This is a genomic window from Streptomyces sp. NPDC005931, assembly GCF_042871235.1.
Taxonomy (GTDB): Bacteria; Actinomycetota; Actinomycetes; order Streptomycetales; family Streptomycetaceae; genus Streptomyces.
Genome location: NZ_JBIAIG010000013.1, coordinates 143,767 through 157,571, shown reverse-complemented (window position 1 = coordinate 157,571; position 13,805 = coordinate 143,767). Strand labels below are relative to the sequence as shown.

General features: G+C 72.4%; 17 protein-coding genes. 10 read left to right on the top strand and 7 right to left on the bottom strand.

Annotated elements, in window-relative coordinates; genetic code table 11:
- Window positions 1-77: 77 nt before the first annotated feature.
- Window positions 78-1,049: an LLM class F420-dependent oxidoreductase gene (locus tag ACFYOV_RS26730; RefSeq protein ID WP_389091582.1), complete on the top strand. Its 972-nt coding sequence runs from the start codon at window positions 78-80 to the stop codon at window positions 1,047-1,049.
- An 85-nt stretch (window positions 1,050-1,134) separates the two neighbouring features.
- Window positions 1,135-1,560 carry an SsgA family sporulation/cell division regulator gene (locus ACFYOV_RS26725; protein ID WP_389091579.1) on the top strand — a complete coding sequence of 142 codons (426 nt, stop codon included), beginning with the start codon at window positions 1,135-1,137 and terminating at the stop codon, window positions 1,558-1,560.
- A gap of 63 nt (window positions 1,561-1,623) precedes the next feature.
- On the opposite strand, the gene ACFYOV_RS26720 is transcribed toward ACFYOV_RS26725, so the two are convergent.
- Entirely contained in the window at window positions 1,624-2,121 is a 498-nt protein-coding gene (locus ACFYOV_RS26720; RefSeq protein ID WP_389091577.1) for a DUF6328 family protein, read from the bottom strand.
- 144 nt (window positions 2,122-2,265) lie between these two features.
- On the opposite strand from ACFYOV_RS26720, the gene ACFYOV_RS26715 reads away from it, so the two are divergent.
- Window positions 2,266-2,604 (top strand): hypothetical protein, encoded by a 339-nt coding sequence (locus ACFYOV_RS26715; RefSeq protein ID WP_389091574.1) that lies wholly within the window; start codon window positions 2,266-2,268, stop codon window positions 2,602-2,604.
- A 60-nt stretch (window positions 2,605-2,664) separates the two neighbouring features.
- Here ACFYOV_RS26715 and ACFYOV_RS26710 read toward each other — a convergent pair whose 3' ends face one another.
- Window positions 2,665-3,648, bottom strand: coding sequence for an aldo/keto reductase (locus ACFYOV_RS26710; protein WP_389091572.1), 984 nt, complete (start codon window positions 3,646-3,648; stop codon window positions 2,665-2,667).
- Window positions 3,649-3,945: 297 nt separating this feature from the next.
- Between ACFYOV_RS26710 and ACFYOV_RS26705 the strand changes: the two genes are divergently transcribed.
- Together ACFYOV_RS26705 and ACFYOV_RS26700 are read left to right on the top strand one after the other, a co-directional pair.
- Complete coding sequence (locus ACFYOV_RS26705; RefSeq protein WP_389091569.1) at window positions 3,946-4,320, top strand: tyrosinase cofactor; 375 nt, start codon at window positions 3,946-3,948, stop codon at window positions 4,318-4,320.
- 55 nt (window positions 4,321-4,375) lie between these two features.
- A complete protein-coding gene (locus ACFYOV_RS26700; protein ID WP_389091566.1) occupies window positions 4,376-5,197 on the top strand; it encodes a tyrosinase family protein in 822 nt (273 codons plus the stop codon).
- 15 nt (window positions 5,198-5,212) lie between these two features.
- On the opposite strand, the gene ACFYOV_RS26695 is transcribed toward ACFYOV_RS26700, so the two are convergent.
- Together ACFYOV_RS26695 and ACFYOV_RS26690 are read right to left on the bottom strand one after the other, a co-directional pair.
- A complete protein-coding gene (locus ACFYOV_RS26695) occupies window positions 5,213-5,920 on the bottom strand; it encodes a ribonuclease H (protein ID WP_389091563.1) in 708 nt (235 codons plus the stop codon).
- A gap of 37 nt (window positions 5,921-5,957) precedes the next feature.
- Window positions 5,958-6,752, bottom strand: a complete 795-nt coding sequence (locus ACFYOV_RS26690; RefSeq protein WP_389091560.1) for a VOC family protein — start codon at window positions 6,750-6,752, stop codon at window positions 5,958-5,960.
- Window positions 6,753-7,314: 562 nt separating this feature from the next.
- On the opposite strand from ACFYOV_RS26690, the gene ACFYOV_RS26685 reads away from it, so the two are divergent.
- Window positions 7,315-8,229 carry an SGNH/GDSL hydrolase family protein gene (locus tag ACFYOV_RS26685; protein WP_389091558.1) on the top strand — a complete coding sequence of 305 codons (915 nt, stop codon included), beginning with the start codon at window positions 7,315-7,317 and terminating at the stop codon, window positions 8,227-8,229.
- Window positions 8,230-8,253: 24 nt separating this feature from the next.
- Here ACFYOV_RS26685 and ACFYOV_RS26680 read toward each other — a convergent pair whose 3' ends face one another.
- Window positions 8,254-8,739 (bottom strand): VOC family protein, encoded by a 486-nt coding sequence (locus tag ACFYOV_RS26680; RefSeq protein WP_389091556.1) that lies wholly within the window; start codon window positions 8,737-8,739, stop codon window positions 8,254-8,256.
- A 125-nt stretch (window positions 8,740-8,864) separates the two neighbouring features.
- On the opposite strand from ACFYOV_RS26680, the gene ACFYOV_RS26675 reads away from it, so the two are divergent.
- The 3 genes from ACFYOV_RS26675 (at window position 8,865) to ACFYOV_RS26665 (ending at window position 11,453) form a co-directional block, all read left to right on the top strand.
- Entirely contained in the window at window positions 8,865-10,070 is a 1,206-nt protein-coding gene (locus tag ACFYOV_RS26675; RefSeq protein ID WP_389091553.1) for an epoxide hydrolase family protein, read from the top strand.
- A 124-nt stretch (window positions 10,071-10,194) separates the two neighbouring features.
- Window positions 10,195-10,851, top strand: a complete 657-nt coding sequence (locus tag ACFYOV_RS26670) for an ATP-dependent Clp protease proteolytic subunit (RefSeq protein WP_389091550.1) — start codon at window positions 10,195-10,197, stop codon at window positions 10,849-10,851.
- Window positions 10,851-11,453, top strand: a complete 603-nt coding sequence (locus ACFYOV_RS26665) for a ClpP family protease (RefSeq protein ID WP_389091548.1) — start codon at window positions 10,851-10,853, stop codon at window positions 11,451-11,453. Before ACFYOV_RS26670 ends, ACFYOV_RS26665 begins: the two co-directional genes overlap by 1 nt.
- Before the next feature lie 45 nt (window positions 11,454-11,498).
- Here ACFYOV_RS26665 and ACFYOV_RS26660 read toward each other — a convergent pair whose 3' ends face one another.
- Complete coding sequence (locus ACFYOV_RS26660) at window positions 11,499-11,936, bottom strand: helix-turn-helix domain-containing protein (protein WP_389091546.1); 438 nt, start codon at window positions 11,934-11,936, stop codon at window positions 11,499-11,501.
- 235 nt (window positions 11,937-12,171) lie between these two features.
- Here ACFYOV_RS26660 and ACFYOV_RS26655 point away from each other — a divergent pair, with 235 nt between their 5' ends.
- A complete protein-coding gene (locus ACFYOV_RS26655; RefSeq protein WP_389091544.1) occupies window positions 12,172-13,059 on the top strand; it encodes an RNA polymerase sigma factor SigF in 888 nt (295 codons plus the stop codon).
- Between the two features lie 176 nt (window positions 13,060-13,235).
- Here the strand turns inward: ACFYOV_RS26655 and ACFYOV_RS26650 are convergent, their stop codons facing one another.
- Window positions 13,236-13,691, bottom strand: a complete 456-nt coding sequence (locus ACFYOV_RS26650; protein WP_389091542.1) for an ATP-binding protein — start codon at window positions 13,689-13,691, stop codon at window positions 13,236-13,238.
- Between the last annotated feature and the right edge of the window lie 114 nt (window positions 13,692-13,805).

Genomic DNA, 13,805 nt, shown 5'->3' with positions numbered 1-13,805 from the left:
CCGTGCTGCGGGATCCCACCCGGCCGCCCCGCGGCGATCCCCGTTTTCGCGGCCGGCGGGGCGGGGACCCGGTCGCCATGGTGCACATCGGATACACGATGATGACCGAGCAGGCCGGGCCCCGTGAGCTCGTCGCCCATGCGGTGCGGGCCGAGCAGGCGGGCTTCGACTTCTCGGTGACCTCCGACCACTACTTCCCGTGGCTGCGCTCGCAGGGCCACTCGCCGTACGCGTGGAGCGTGCTGGGCGCCGCCGCCCAGGCCACCTCCCGCATACCGCTGATGACCTACGTGACGTGCCCGACGTTCCGCTACCACCCGGCGGTGGTCGCGCAGAAGGCCGCCACGATGCAACTGCTGTCGCAGGGCCGGTTCCGACTGGGGCTCGGCTCCGGCGAGAACCTCAACGAGCACGTGGTGGGCGGCGGCTGGCCCTCGGTGGACGTGCGGCACGAGATGCTCGAGGAGGCGGTGGGAATCATCCGCGCCCTCTTCGAGGGCGGCCACGTCACCCACCGGGGCACGCACTTCGACGTGGAGTCGGCCCGCCTGTGGGACCTGCCGGACGAGCCGCCGCCGATCGGCATCGCGGTCTCCGGGGAGCGGTCCTGCGCGCTCGCGGGACGGCTCGCCGACCTGGTGATCGCCACCGAACCCGAGGCCGGGCTGCTGGACGCGTTCGACCGGCACGGCGGTGCGGGCAAGCCGCGCGTCGGCCAGCTGCCGGTCTGCTACGACCCGGACCGCGACACGGCCGTCAAGCGCGCCCACGCGCAGTTCCGCTGGTTCGGGAACGGCTGGAAGGTCAACTCGGAGCTGCCGCACCCCGATTCCTTCGAGTCGGCGACGCAGTTCGTCACCCCCGACGACGTCGCCGCGTCCATCCCGTGCGGCGACGACCCGGACGCCTTCGTCGAGGCCGTCCGGACCTACGCGGAGGCCGGGTTCACCGAGATCGCCCTGGTCCAGATCGGCGGGGAGTCGCAGGCGGAGTACCTGGACTGGTCGGAGAAGACCCTGCTGCCCGCCCTGCGCGAGGCCCTGGACTGACCACGATTCACCCGAAGAGCTGAGCATCTTGCGCGGATGCGGGGTACTAGAGGGCTCTACGTCGGTACTTCCCGGAGGCCCTCTCGTGAACTCTTTCGTGCACAAGACCCTGGTGGTGGAACTCCAGGCGGGCGTCGCGGAGCGCTTTCCGGTGCTCGCCCACCTCAGCTACGACCCCGCCGACCCGTTCGCCGTCACCTTCGTCTTCAGCCACGACGGACGCGTCCTCGCCCGCTGGCAGCTCGACCGGGAAATGGTCGCCGACGGCCTCACCCGCCCGGTCGGCATCGGGGACGTACGGCTGCGGCCGGAGTCCCGGGGGATGTGGGAGGAGCTGCGGATGGAGTTCCTCGGCGAGGCCCGCGCCGACGGCGGACGCCACCACGCGGTGGTGTTCGCCTGGACCGACACCATCGGGGCGTTCCTGCGCGAGACGCACGAGCTGGTCGCCCCGGGGCAGGAGGAGGTTCGCATCGACGACTTCCTCGCGAACGTGCTCGCCGGGAGCTGAGCGGCGGGCCACCGGGAGCCCGCCGCGCTCCGGTCCCCGGGGCGGCTCCGGGGCCGCCGCCCCTCACCGCGTGGTGTGGCGATGACGGGTCCACATCGGGAGCGCGAACCAGCACAGCAGGTACCAGAGGACCACTCCGGCGACCAGCCACGGCACGGAGTCGTCGTGGGTCGCCACGCGCAGGATCAGCAGCAGCGAGGCGCAGGTGGTGGCCAGCAGGAGCACCAGGCCGAGCAGTGTCAGCCGGGACGCCCACTGCACCGCCTGCGGTTTGACGCGCCGGCCGGACACCAGCCGGTGCAGCGACACCGGCCCGATGAGCGCCCCGGTGGCGCACGCGCCGAGCACCACCGTGACGATGTAGATCGTCTGGTCGGTGTCGGACAGGTCCCCGTACTTCGGTGTGAACACGACGGTCAGCAGGAAGCCGAAGAGGATCTGCACGCCCATTTGGGCGACGCGGACCTCCTGGATGAGCTCCTGCCACATCCGGTCCGCTCTCTCCTCCTCCGTCTCGTTGCGCCCCCTGCGCCTGATCGTCCCCTGCTCCGTGTCCGACACGCGTGCCTCCCGCGATCAGCGAATCCGCCCTCTGCTGTCGCGGGTTCCCCGTTTCGAGCCGTCCTCTCCGGGGCCGCGTCCCGGTTTGGGGGTGCGGCGGCCGGTTACACGGACCGCGTTGACACCGATGCAGGAGGTCGCCGCATGTCCGACACCCAGCTCACCGTGACGCTCAGCGGCGGGGGCCTGGACGACGCCCGGAGGGTCGTCCGGGTCCTCGAGGGGGCGTTCGGCGCCCCGGACGAGCTTCCTTCCGGCGAGGGCGCGACGATCCGCACGGCGACCTTCACCGGAGAGGCGCGCGGCGACGCCGGGCAGCAGGAGGCCGGGCGGCTGTCCGCGCCGGTGACGGTCGGCGTCCAGGGCACCCCCGAGGCCGTGCGGCGGGCGAGCGACACACTCACGCGGGCGTTCACGGCCCGGGACCAGGGCACCGCGTCCGGCGACCAGGAGCAGGAGAGGCAGCTGCTCCTGGAACCGTGACGACGCCGCATCGGCGTCCTGGATCCCCGTGCTGCCCGGACCAGCGCCGCCCCGCCCCTCTTACCAGCGCGTCTCCACCTGGTCCTTGATCCGCCGCCGGTACAGGTCGGTGATCGCCTCCAGCGTCTCGGAGGACAGTTCGGGCAGCCGCGCGGCGTCGGCGTTGGCGCGGGCCTGTTGGGGTGAGCGGGCTCCGGGGATCACGGTGGTGACGCCGGGCTGCTGGACGATCCAGCGCAGCGCGAGCTGGGCCGGTGTGTATCCCTCCGGGGCGAGGGCGGCGAACTCGGCGGCGGCCTCCACACCGGTCGCGTAGTCGACCCCGGAGAAGGTCTCCCCCTGGTCGAAGGACTCGCCGTGCCGGTTGAAGGTGCGGTGGTCGTTCGCGGGGAAGACCGTGTCCTTGGTGTACTTGCCCGACAGCAGCCCGGAGGCCAGGGGCACCCGGGCGATCACGCCGACGCCCGCCGCACGGGCCGCGGGGAGCACCTCGAGCAGCGGCTTCATCCGGAACGGGTTGAGGATGATCTGCACACTCGCCACGTGGGGCCGGGCGATCGCGGTCAGCGCCTCGGCGCAGGTCTCCACGCTGACCCCGTACGCGGCGACGCGCTCCTCCTGGACCAGGGTGTCGAGGGCGTCGAAGACCTCGTCGGAGGAGTACACCGGTGTCGGCGGGCAGTGCAGCTGCACCAGGTCGATACGGTCGATCCCGAGGTTGCGCCGGGAACGGTCGTTCCAGGTGCGGAAGTTGTCCAGGACGTAGTTCTCGGGGATCTGGTCGACCCGCCGGCCCATCTTGGTGGCGACCATGACGTGCAGATCCGGCCGGCCGCTGAGGAAGGCGGCGATGGTCTGCTCGCTGCGCCCGTCGCCGTACACGTCGGCGGTGTCGAAGAAGGTCACCCCCGACTCGGCCGCGGTCTCCAGCACGGCCAGTGCCTGCTTTTCGTCGACGTCGCCCCAGTCGGCCCCCAGTTGCCAGGTGCCGAGCCCGACCACCGAGGCGTGCTGACCCGACCGTTCGAATGTGCGCTCTTCCATGGCGCCAGTCTGTCATCCGGCGGCCTCCGGATCGCGTCAGCCTCCGCGCGTGACCTGCGCCACCCGCGGCGCGCCGCCGGGTGAAAGATCACTCGGCACGACGCCCCCACGGCACGGAATTTCCCCTTCCGCAGCCGTGCGCCCTCCCCGCACAGCAAGATCATCTTTGTTCAATCTTGCACGGCATATGAGGAATTGCCCGGATCTCGGCCAACCGCCCTGCGGAGATTTCTCCCGTTACCGGCGGGGCGGATAGGCATGCGGGGTCATCAGCCGATCCCAGCCCAGGAGGTCCGCATGCCGGAACTCAGCCGTCGCCGTGCGCTCACCGCCGCTGCCGCCCTCGCCGCGGCGACCGGAGCGCAGTCGGCCCTCGCGCCGTCGGCGACCGCCGCAGCGGAGCACTCGCACGACGCCCCGGGGAGCTTCGACGAGGTCTACAGGGGCCGCCGGATCCAGGGCCGGCCGGTCACCCGGGGCGGTCATCACCACCATGGGCCCGGTTACGCCGTGTTCGTCGACGGCGTGGAACTGCACGTGATGCGCAACGCCGACGGCAGCTGGATCAGCGTGGTCAGCCACTACGACCCGGTGCCCACCCCGCGCGCCGCCGCCCGCGCCGCGGTCGACGAGCTCCAGGGCGCCCCGCTCCTGCCCTTCCCCGCCGGCTGACCTCCTCTTCCTCCGCCCGCACGCCCTGGCCCGCACGTTGGGAGCACCCCCGCACATGACCGTCCGCAAGAACCAGGCCCTGCTGACCGCCGAGGAAAAGCGCCGCTTCGTCGCCGCACTGATCGAACTCAAGCGCGCCGGCCGCTACGACGAGTTCGTCACCACGCACAACGCCTTCATCGTGTCCGACACCGACCACGGCGAGCGCACGGGCCACCGCTCACCGTCCTTCCTGCCCTGGCACCGCAGATTCCTGCTCGAGTTCGAGCGGGCGCTGCAGTCGGTGGACGCGTCGGTGGCACTGCCGTACTGGGACTGGACCACCGACGACTCGGTGCGCTCCTCCCTCTGGGCGCCGGACTTCCTCGGCGGCAGCGGCCGCGCCCGGGACGGGCGGGTGATGGACGGGCCGTTCGCCGCGTCGGCCGGCAACTGGCCGATCACCGTGCGGGTGGACGGCCGCACGTTCCTCAGACGCTCGCTGGGGGCCGGCGGGCGGCGGCTGCCCACCCCGGCCGAGGTGGAGTCCGTGCTGGCGATGTCCACGTACGACAGGCCGCCGTGGAACAGCGGCTCGGACGGTTTCCGCAACCATCTGGAGGGCTGGCGGGGGGTGAACCTGCACAACCGGGTCCATGTCTGGGTCGGCGGGCAGATGGCCACCGGCGTGTCCCCGAACGACCCGGTGTTCTGGCTGCACCACGCCTACATCGACAAACTGTGGGCCGAGTGGCAGCGCCGGCATCCCGGCTCGGGCTATCTGCCGGCCGCCGGGACGCCGGACGTCGTCGATCTGAACGAGACCATGCGGCCGTGGCACGACACGACGCCCGCCGGTCTGCTGGACCACACCCCGCACTACACGTTCGACGCGTGACGGAGGGCGGGCCGGTCAGGCGCTCTCGGCCGCCCGGCACTCCGGGTGGCCCCAGCCCTGCCCGTTCTTGGCGATGGGCTCGCCCGCGGCGTAGGGGCGCCCGCACGGGCAGCGGCCCGGGAACTTCGCCTTGATCGTGCGGGACGACGACCCGCCGCGCGGGCGGGCCGCCTTCGCCGTGCCGGACCTGCGCCGGGCCGCTCCGGCCGGCGGCGTGTCGGGGGCGGGCGGCGGCTCGGGCGAGCCCAGCTCGCTGCCGGCGTCCTGCTGGGCGGTCGCCGCCTGGCTCGCAGCGCGGTCGGCGAAGTCGTTGAGCCGGTCGCCGTCGACCTGGTGGGCGGGAACGTAACGGAACTCCACCGAACGGTCCTTCAGGAGCGCGTCGATGCGGACGACGAGTTCCTGGTTGGCGACCGGTTTGTCGGCCGCCGTGCGCCACCCGTTGCGCTTCCAGCCGGGCAGCCAGGTGGTGACGGCCTTCATGGCGTACTGCGAGTCCATCCGCACCTCGAGCGGCACGTCCGGGTCGGTCGCCGCCAGCAGGCGCTCGAGCGCGGTGAGCTCGGCGACGTTGTTGGTGGCCCGGCCGAGGGCCCCCGCGGCCCAGCGGACCGGCGTCTCCTCGGCGTCGGCGATCACCCAGGCCCAGCCCGCGGGCCCGGGGTTTCCCTTGCAGGCCCCGTCGCACGCGGCCACCACACGTTCACCCATGCGCTCGATCATGCCACGGCCGGGCGGGGTGCCCGTCCGGGCCGGTCCGTCAGGTGACGTCGGTCGTCCTCGGCGGCTCGCCCACCGTCGTGGTGATGTCGATCACCGAGAAGTGGGCGCCCTGCGGGTCGCTGAGAGTCGCGAGCCGGCCGAAGGGAGTGTCCATGGGTCCGAACCGCAGCACGCCGCCCAGCTTCGTGGCCCGGGCCACCGCCTCGTCGCAGTCCTCGACGGTGAAGTACACATTGACGTACGGCGGCACCTCGGGCGGGAACTCCTCCGTCATCCGCATCCGGCCCAGCACGCTGCGCTCCCCCACGTCGAAGAGCCGGAACTCCGGCTCGCCCTCCATGTTCTTGGCCGTGTACGGAAACACGGCGGGGAAGAACGCGTCGGACTTCTCCGGCTCGCGGGTGAAGATCTCCGCCCAGCAGTAGGCGCCCGGTTCGGCCATCGCCGCGAAGCCCTCGTGGGTGCCGGCCTGCCACAGGCCGAAGACCACCCCTCCGGGGTCACGGGCCAGGCACATGGTGCCGAGGTCACCGACCGCCATCGGATCCATCAGCAGCTCGCCGCCGTTGTCCCGGATCCGGGCGGCGGTGGCGGCGGCGTTCTCGGTCGCGAGGTAGAGGCACCACTGGGACGGACCCTCCTGGCCGGGCATCGGCGGGACGACGGCCGCCACGGCCTTGCCGTTCGCGTACGCCTCCGTGTAACCGCCGAACTCCGACGACGACTCGCCGAAGGTCCAGCCGAGGACGTCTCCGTAGAAGGTCTTGGCGCCCTCCAGGTCGGTGAACATCGCGTCGGCCCAGCAGGGGGCTCCCTCGGGTTGTGCGGCCATGGCTGCGGCCCTCTCCGGAACGGGTGCTCGGTGCACTTCCTCACGCTAGTCACCCTCCCCGCGGGCCGCTCGCCGAGCGGACCGGAGCGCGGCCCGCGGCGCACGCGCACGGGCCGCGGGGCCGTGGCACGGCGGTGCGGTTCCCTCCGGGGGGAGCCGCAAACGGCGGGCGGGTGAGGAACGCACCGGGCAGGAGGTCCCGGGCGACATCGCGCCGCCGGCCGAGAGGACGGGGCTGCATCCCGCCGCCGGGCGGGAGGACCGGGCGACATCCCGCCCGGCCACGGGAGCGATCCGTTCCGCGCCGGGGAGGCGCGCAGCGTCCCGCAACGCGCGTGCACCAACCGGGAGTTCCTCGCCCCCACGGTCCGGCGCGGAGTACGGGCCCTCACGCCCGCGCATCCGTTCGCCCGGGGCCGACCGGGCACGGCGCGGCCTCGCGGCGGCCCGGTATCGACGGGCCCCGCCGGTGGACGATCTGTCCTGAAGCAGGTCTTCCCCCGTACCCGCGGCTGTGCTTGCCTGGGGAGCCGTTTTCGCCGACCGGGGCGGGAGTCGCCGTATGCGCACACCGTGGGTCGTGGGAGTGGTGCTGGCCGCCGTGCTGCTCGGCGCGTGCGGGGATCCGGCCTCCGCGCCGGAGGTCGGTCCGCCCCCTCCGGCCGAGCCGAAGGCGTCGGCCACCACCCACCGGCGGCCGGTCGCCTCCCCGCGCGCCGAGGCCCCCGAGGAGCCCCCCACCGTGCTGTACCTGGGTGACTCGCTCGCGATGGAGAACCAGAAGGTCCTCGGGCAGGAGCTGCGCCGAGACCTGGATGCCCGGTTCCGGAGCGCCCCCTATTCGGGCACCACCCTGTGCGACTACCTGGAGGGATCCGGCGAGCGGTCCCTGGTCCCGGCCTCGGACAAGGCCGCGGCGCTGGTCCGCTCGCTGCGGCCGGACTACGTGGTGCTCCAGTTCTGGGGCAACGCCTGGGGCTACACGCCCTGCATGGACGGAATCACGTACGACGCCGCGCGGGAGCGGTACCTCGAGCGGTACGCGGCCGACGCGCGGCGGCTCACCGCCCAGATCACGGCGGCGGGCGGGACGCACCGGCCGCGGATCGTGTGGGTGCTCCAGGGCCCCGACCCGATCACCCCCGACCGGGTGCGCCGGGTCAACGCGCTCTACGAGGAGCGGGCCGCCGCCTCCGGTGACCTGGTGGCCGACGCGGGCAGCGCCGTGAGCCCGGCCGGGGCGCGCCACACCTGGGTCCAGTACCTTCCGTGCGACGCCTACGAGCGCGCCCACCCCGACTACTGCACCCAGCCGGCCCGTGGGCGCACGGCCCTGCACCGGGACGACGACTACCTGCACTTCTGCCTGGCGCCCACGACGTCCACGCCGAAGCCCTGCCCGGTCCGCTCGCCGGGGATCCTGCGGATCGCACGGGCGGTCACGCGGGCGATCGGTGAGGACGCCCGCTCCCGGTGACCGCCCGCGGTCGGCCCGCGAGGGTCACTCGCCCGCGTACGCCTTCTCCAGGGCGGCGAGGTCGAGCTTGCTCATGGACAGCATGGCCTTGGTGGCACGGGCGGCCTTCTCCGCATCCGCGTCGTTCACCATGTCGATCAGCCGGGTCGGCACGACCTGCCAGGACACGCCGAACTTGTCCTTGCACCAGCCACAGGGGCCGGGGCTGCCGCCGTCCGCGGTGAGCCGCTCCCAGTACCGGTCCACCTCCTCCTGGTCGGCGCAGTCGATCTGGAACGAGATCGCCTCGCTGAACGAGAACTCGGGACCGCCGTTGAGCGCGACGAACCGCTGGCCGTTGGCGGTGAACTCGACGGTCACGACGGTGCCAGCGGGGCCGGGACCGGCCTCGGTGTAGCGGGTGATCCGGCCGACGCCCGAGTTCTTCTCGAAGACGGAGACGTAGAAGTTCGCGGCCTCCTCGGCCCGGCCGTCGAACCAGAGATACGTGGTGAATCTGTCGGTGGTCATGAGTACCTCCCGGGTGGGGAACGCGGTCATCAGTGTCGACCGGCCCACGCCCCGGAACTCATCGGCGGGCACCGGATCGGAACCCGGCCGGCCGTGCCCGGTGGTGCGCCTGGCATCGTTCGGCCATGACCACTCCGGCTCCCGAGAGCATCCGGCCCTTCCGGCTCGACGTCCCGCAGAGCGAGCTCGACGATCTGCGCGAGCGCCTGGACCGAACGCGCTGGCCCGACCGACTGTCCGGCACGGGGTGGGCGTACGGGGTTCCGCAGGACTATCTGCGCGAGCTGGTCCGGTACTGGAGGCACGACTACGACTGGCGGGCCGCCGAGGCGCGGCTGAACGAGTGGCCCCAGTTCACCACCACCGTCGACGGCGCCACCGTGCACTTCGCCCACGTCCGCTCCCCCGAGCCGGACGCCGTGCCGCTCGTCGTCACGCACGGCTGGCCGGGGTCCGTCGCCGAGTTCCTGGAGGTGGTCGGACCGCTGACCGACCCGGCGGCCCACGGCGGCGATCCGGCCGACGCGTTCCACGTCGTGCTGCCGAGCATCCCGGGCTTTGCCCTGTCCGGTCCGGCGCCGGACACCGGCTGGGAGGCCGGGCGGGTCGCGGATGCCTGGGCCGAGCTGATGCGGCGGCTCGGCTACGAGCGGTTCGGAGCGCAAGGAGGCGACTGGGGCGCCGCGATCTCCCGTGAGCTCGGGCGCGCCCATCCCGACCGCGTCCTCGGGGTCCACCTCAACCTGCTGCCGGGTGCTCAGGCGACCACCGAGCCGACCGCCGAGGAACTGGCGGCGCTCGACCCCGAGGAGCGCGAGCGCACCCTCACGTCCTGGCGCCGGTGGAGCGAGTGGACGCGGGAGGGCACGGGGTACGCCGTGCTCCAGTCGACCCGGCCGCAGACCCTGGCGTACGCGCTCACCGACTCGCCGGTCGGCCAGCTGGCGTGGATGGTCGAGAAGTTCCACGAGTGGACCGATTCGACGGAACGGCCGGAGGAGGCCGTCGACCGGGACCTGCTGCTGACCGGCGTGATGCTGTACTGGCTGACCGGCACGGCGGGTTCGTCCGCGCGGATCTACTACGAGCGCGCCCACGCCACCGGCCGTGCCGCCCGGCCCACCGAGCCGTCGACCGCTCCGACCGCCCTCGCCCTGTTCCCGGCCGAGTTGCAGCTGCCGCTGCGGCACCGGGCCGAGCGTACGGACCACATCGTTCGCTGGACCGAGTTCGACCGCGGCGGCCACTTCGCGGCGATGGAGGAGCCCGACCTCCTTGTGGGTGATGTGCGGGCGTTCTTCCGGGAGCTGAGGCAGCGGCGGGCCGGATGAGCCCTCTGCCCGTGGCGAATCTGCCGCGGGCAGAGAACGGCCCGTGGGGCCCCGTAGCCGGTCGAGAGTGGAGACACGCGGCCGGACCCGGCCGCGTGTCTCCATGCGACGACGAGGAGCTCCGATGCCTCCACTCACCACCGGCCTGCCGCCGGCCCGGCTGCCCCGGGCCGAGGAGGGCGACACCCCGCCGACCCGGTTCGACGACCACCTGGCCGCCCAGCTGCTCGCCCAGCGGATCGTGCTGCTCGGCACCCAGGTGGACGAGGTCTCCGTCAACCGGGTGTGCGCCCAGCTGCTCCTCCTGTCCGCGGAGGACCCCCGCACCGACATCAGCCTGTACATCAACAGCCCCGGCGGCTCGGTGCACGCGGGCCTGGCGATCTACGACACCATGCGCCTGATCCCGAACGACGTCTCGACGCTCGCCATGGGGTTCGCGGCCAGCATGGGGCAGTTCCTGCTGAGCGTCGGCGCGGCCGGCAAGCGGTACGCCCTGCCGAACGCGCGGATCATGATGCACCAGCCGTCGGCCGGGATCGGCGGCACCACCGCCGACATCGAGATCCAGGCGGAGAACCTGGAGTTCACCAAGCGGACCGTCGAGCGGATCACCGCCGAGCACACGGGCCAGAGCCCGGAGACCATCTCCCGGGACGGCGACCGCGACCGCTGGTTCACGGCCGAGGAGGCCCGGGAGTACGGGATGGTCGACCGGGTGGTGGAGTCACTCGCCGACGTCCGTCCCACCGCCACGCGACGCAGGACGGGGCTTCAGTGATGGGGACGTACACGATTCCGAACGTCGTCGAGCGCACCCCGCAGGGCGAGCGGTCCTACGACGTCTTCAGCAGGCTGCTGTCCGAGCGGATCATCTTCCTCGGCACCGAGATCGACGACGGGGTCGCCAACGTCGTCATCGCGCAGCTCCTGCACCTCGAGTCGGCGGCGCCGGAGAGCGAGATCGCGATCTACCTGAACTCCCCCGGCGGCTCGTTCACCTCGCTCATGGCGATCTACGACACCATGACGTTCGTGCAGGCGCCGATCTCCACCTTCTGCGTCGGGCAGGCGGCGTCCACGGCGGCCGTCCTCCTGGCCGGCGGGGATCCGGGGCGGCGGTTCGTGCTGGAGCACGCGCGGGTGCTGCTGGGCCAGCCGGCCACGGGCGGGCAGCGGGGCACGGTCTCGGACCTGTCGCTCCAGGCCAAGGAGATGGTGCGGATCCGCTCCCAGGTGGAGGAGGTCCTGGCCCGGCACACGCACCACGACGTGGCCACCCTGCGCGCGGACATGGACCGCGACAAGGTGTTCACCGCCGAGGAGGCGGTGTCCTACGGACTGGCCGACGAGGTGCTGAGCCGGCGCCTCGTACGGGTCTGAACCCGGTTCTGGATCCGGTCCGGGGCGCCGGCGTGCGCGGTCGGGTCAGGCCGCCAGGCACAGCCCGGTGTGGGCGGAGGACGCGGAGGACACCGAGGTCCCGGAGCGCGAGGCGGAGCCGGCCGGGCGGCGGGGGGCGCCGAACCGCCGGCCGGTGAGCCGGACCAGCTCGCCCTGGGCCAGCGACAGCAGGTCGCCCAGACTGAGCCCGAGGGCCCGGGCGGCGGCCGCGAGCACCTCCGAGGAGGCCTCCTTGCGGCCGCGCTCCACCTCCGACAGATAGGGCATCGAGATCCGGGCCGCCTCGGCGACGTCCTTCAGCGTCCGCTCCTGGGCGAGCCGCTCCCGCCGCAGCACGTCGCCGACCAGGTCGCGCCAGAGAGGCTCCCTCGGACCGGGTGCGGGCGCGGACGCGGGTGCGGAAGGCGCGGCAGTCGGCCGCAGGGGCAGGACACGGGCGTGGTTCGGCGCATGTTCGGTCACCCCTTCAGCCTAGGAACTGGCATCGGCGGGGGAAGTGAGCGGCGTTCCGCCCTCAGTGAAGCGGGACGTCCGCGGCCCGGCCGCGCGGACGGCCGTGTCGGCCGTGCTGCCGTACCATCGGTGCACGACGTTTTCCACTGTGAAGAACCGGGTGGGAATGTGTGCGCGAGTCCTGGGTACACGCCAGTCGGAGGCACCCAGCCACATTCAGCCGTGACTTTCGTGGGGAGAGGTAATGAAGACCGCCGTGATCCGGTCGCAGGCGCAGGTCGTCGAGGAGAGCACGCAGACCGGGACGGGCGAGCAGGACCTGGCCGGAGTCGTGGACCCGCGAGCGGTCGCCCCCCGGGACGCCAGGGAACTCTCCCGTCAGTTCTTCCGCCGTCTGGCGGAACTCGAAGAGGGCACCCACGAATACCAGTACGCCCGCAACACGCTCATCGAGATGAACATGTCGCTGGTGCGGTTCGCGGCCGGCCGGTTCCGCGGGCGCGGCGACGACATGGAGGACATCGTCCAGACCGGCATGATCGGCCTGATCAAGGCCATCGACCGGTTCGAGCTGTCCCGTGAGGTCGAGTTCACCTCCTTCGCGCTGCCGTACATTGTCGGCGAGATCAAGCGCTTCTTCCGCGACACCACCTGGGCCGTGCACGTGCCGCGCCGGCTCCAGGAACTGCGCGTGGAGCTGGCCAAGGCGCGCGAGGAGCTCGCCAGCCGCCTGGACCGCGAGCCCACGGTCGCGGAGCTGGCCACGCTGATGAACATCAGCGAGGACCAGGTGATCGAGGGGCAGATCGCCGCGAACGGGTACAACTCCTCGTCGCTGGACGCCGCCCTCACCGGTGACGGGCCGGAGCACGGGGAGGCCGTCCTCGCCGACTTCATCGGTGTGGAGGAGGAGGGCCTGCGGCTCGTCGAGGACTTCCACGCCCTGGCCCCGCTGATGGCCGAGCTGAGCGAGCGCGACCGGCAGATCCTGCACATGCGGTTCGTCGAGGAGGCCACCCAGGCGGAGATCGGCGAGCGGCTCGGCTGCTCGCAGATGCACGTGTCGCGGCTGATCAAGCGGATCATCACGCGGCTGCGCGAGGGCATGCTGGGCGAGCTGGGCTGCGCCTGACCGCACACCCCGTACACACGAGCGCGGGTGCCGTCCCCCACCGGTCAGGAGGGACGGCACCCGCGCTCGTGCTCGGGTCCTGCGGGCGCCGTACCCGCGTGTGGACCTGTTGCGGTGACGGGGATCGCCGCCCTCCGTCCTGGTGCCGGCTCGGTCCTCCGGCTAGGTCCTCCGGCTCAGTCCTCGTCCAGGCTCAGTACGGCCCGCACCCGCTTGCCGACCGGCACCCGCTCCACGCTGACCTCCCGCGCCAGCGCCTGGACGATCTCCAGTCCGTGCCGGCCGATGCGCTCGGGGTCCTTCGGGAAGACGCGGGGCAATGTGGAGTTGCTGTCGTAGACCGCGACGCTCAGCGAGGCGTCCGTGCCCTCGAGCTCCAGGATGTACGGCCCGGTGCTGTGCCGGTCGGCGTTGGTCACCAGTTCGCTGACGACGAGCAGCGCCGCCCCGTCGGTCCGCTCGCCTATCGTGGCGCACCACTCGGTCCTGAGCTGTTCCAGGAAGAGCGCGGCGAAGGCGCGCGCCTCCGCGATGCTGCCCGGCTCGCCGGTGAAGTGTGCCGCCCGCCGAAGCGGTTCCACGGGCACGTCGAAACCAGTGGGTATCACTGCCCCGTCCAGGTGTTGGATCATGCGTTTCTCTCTGGGAAGCCGGGTTCGCCGGACGCTCTGCACCAGTCCTCGTACCCCGAGTCCGGCGGTGCAGTCCCCCTCGCTCGTGTTCGCCTTCGCCCGCGGCGGGGAACC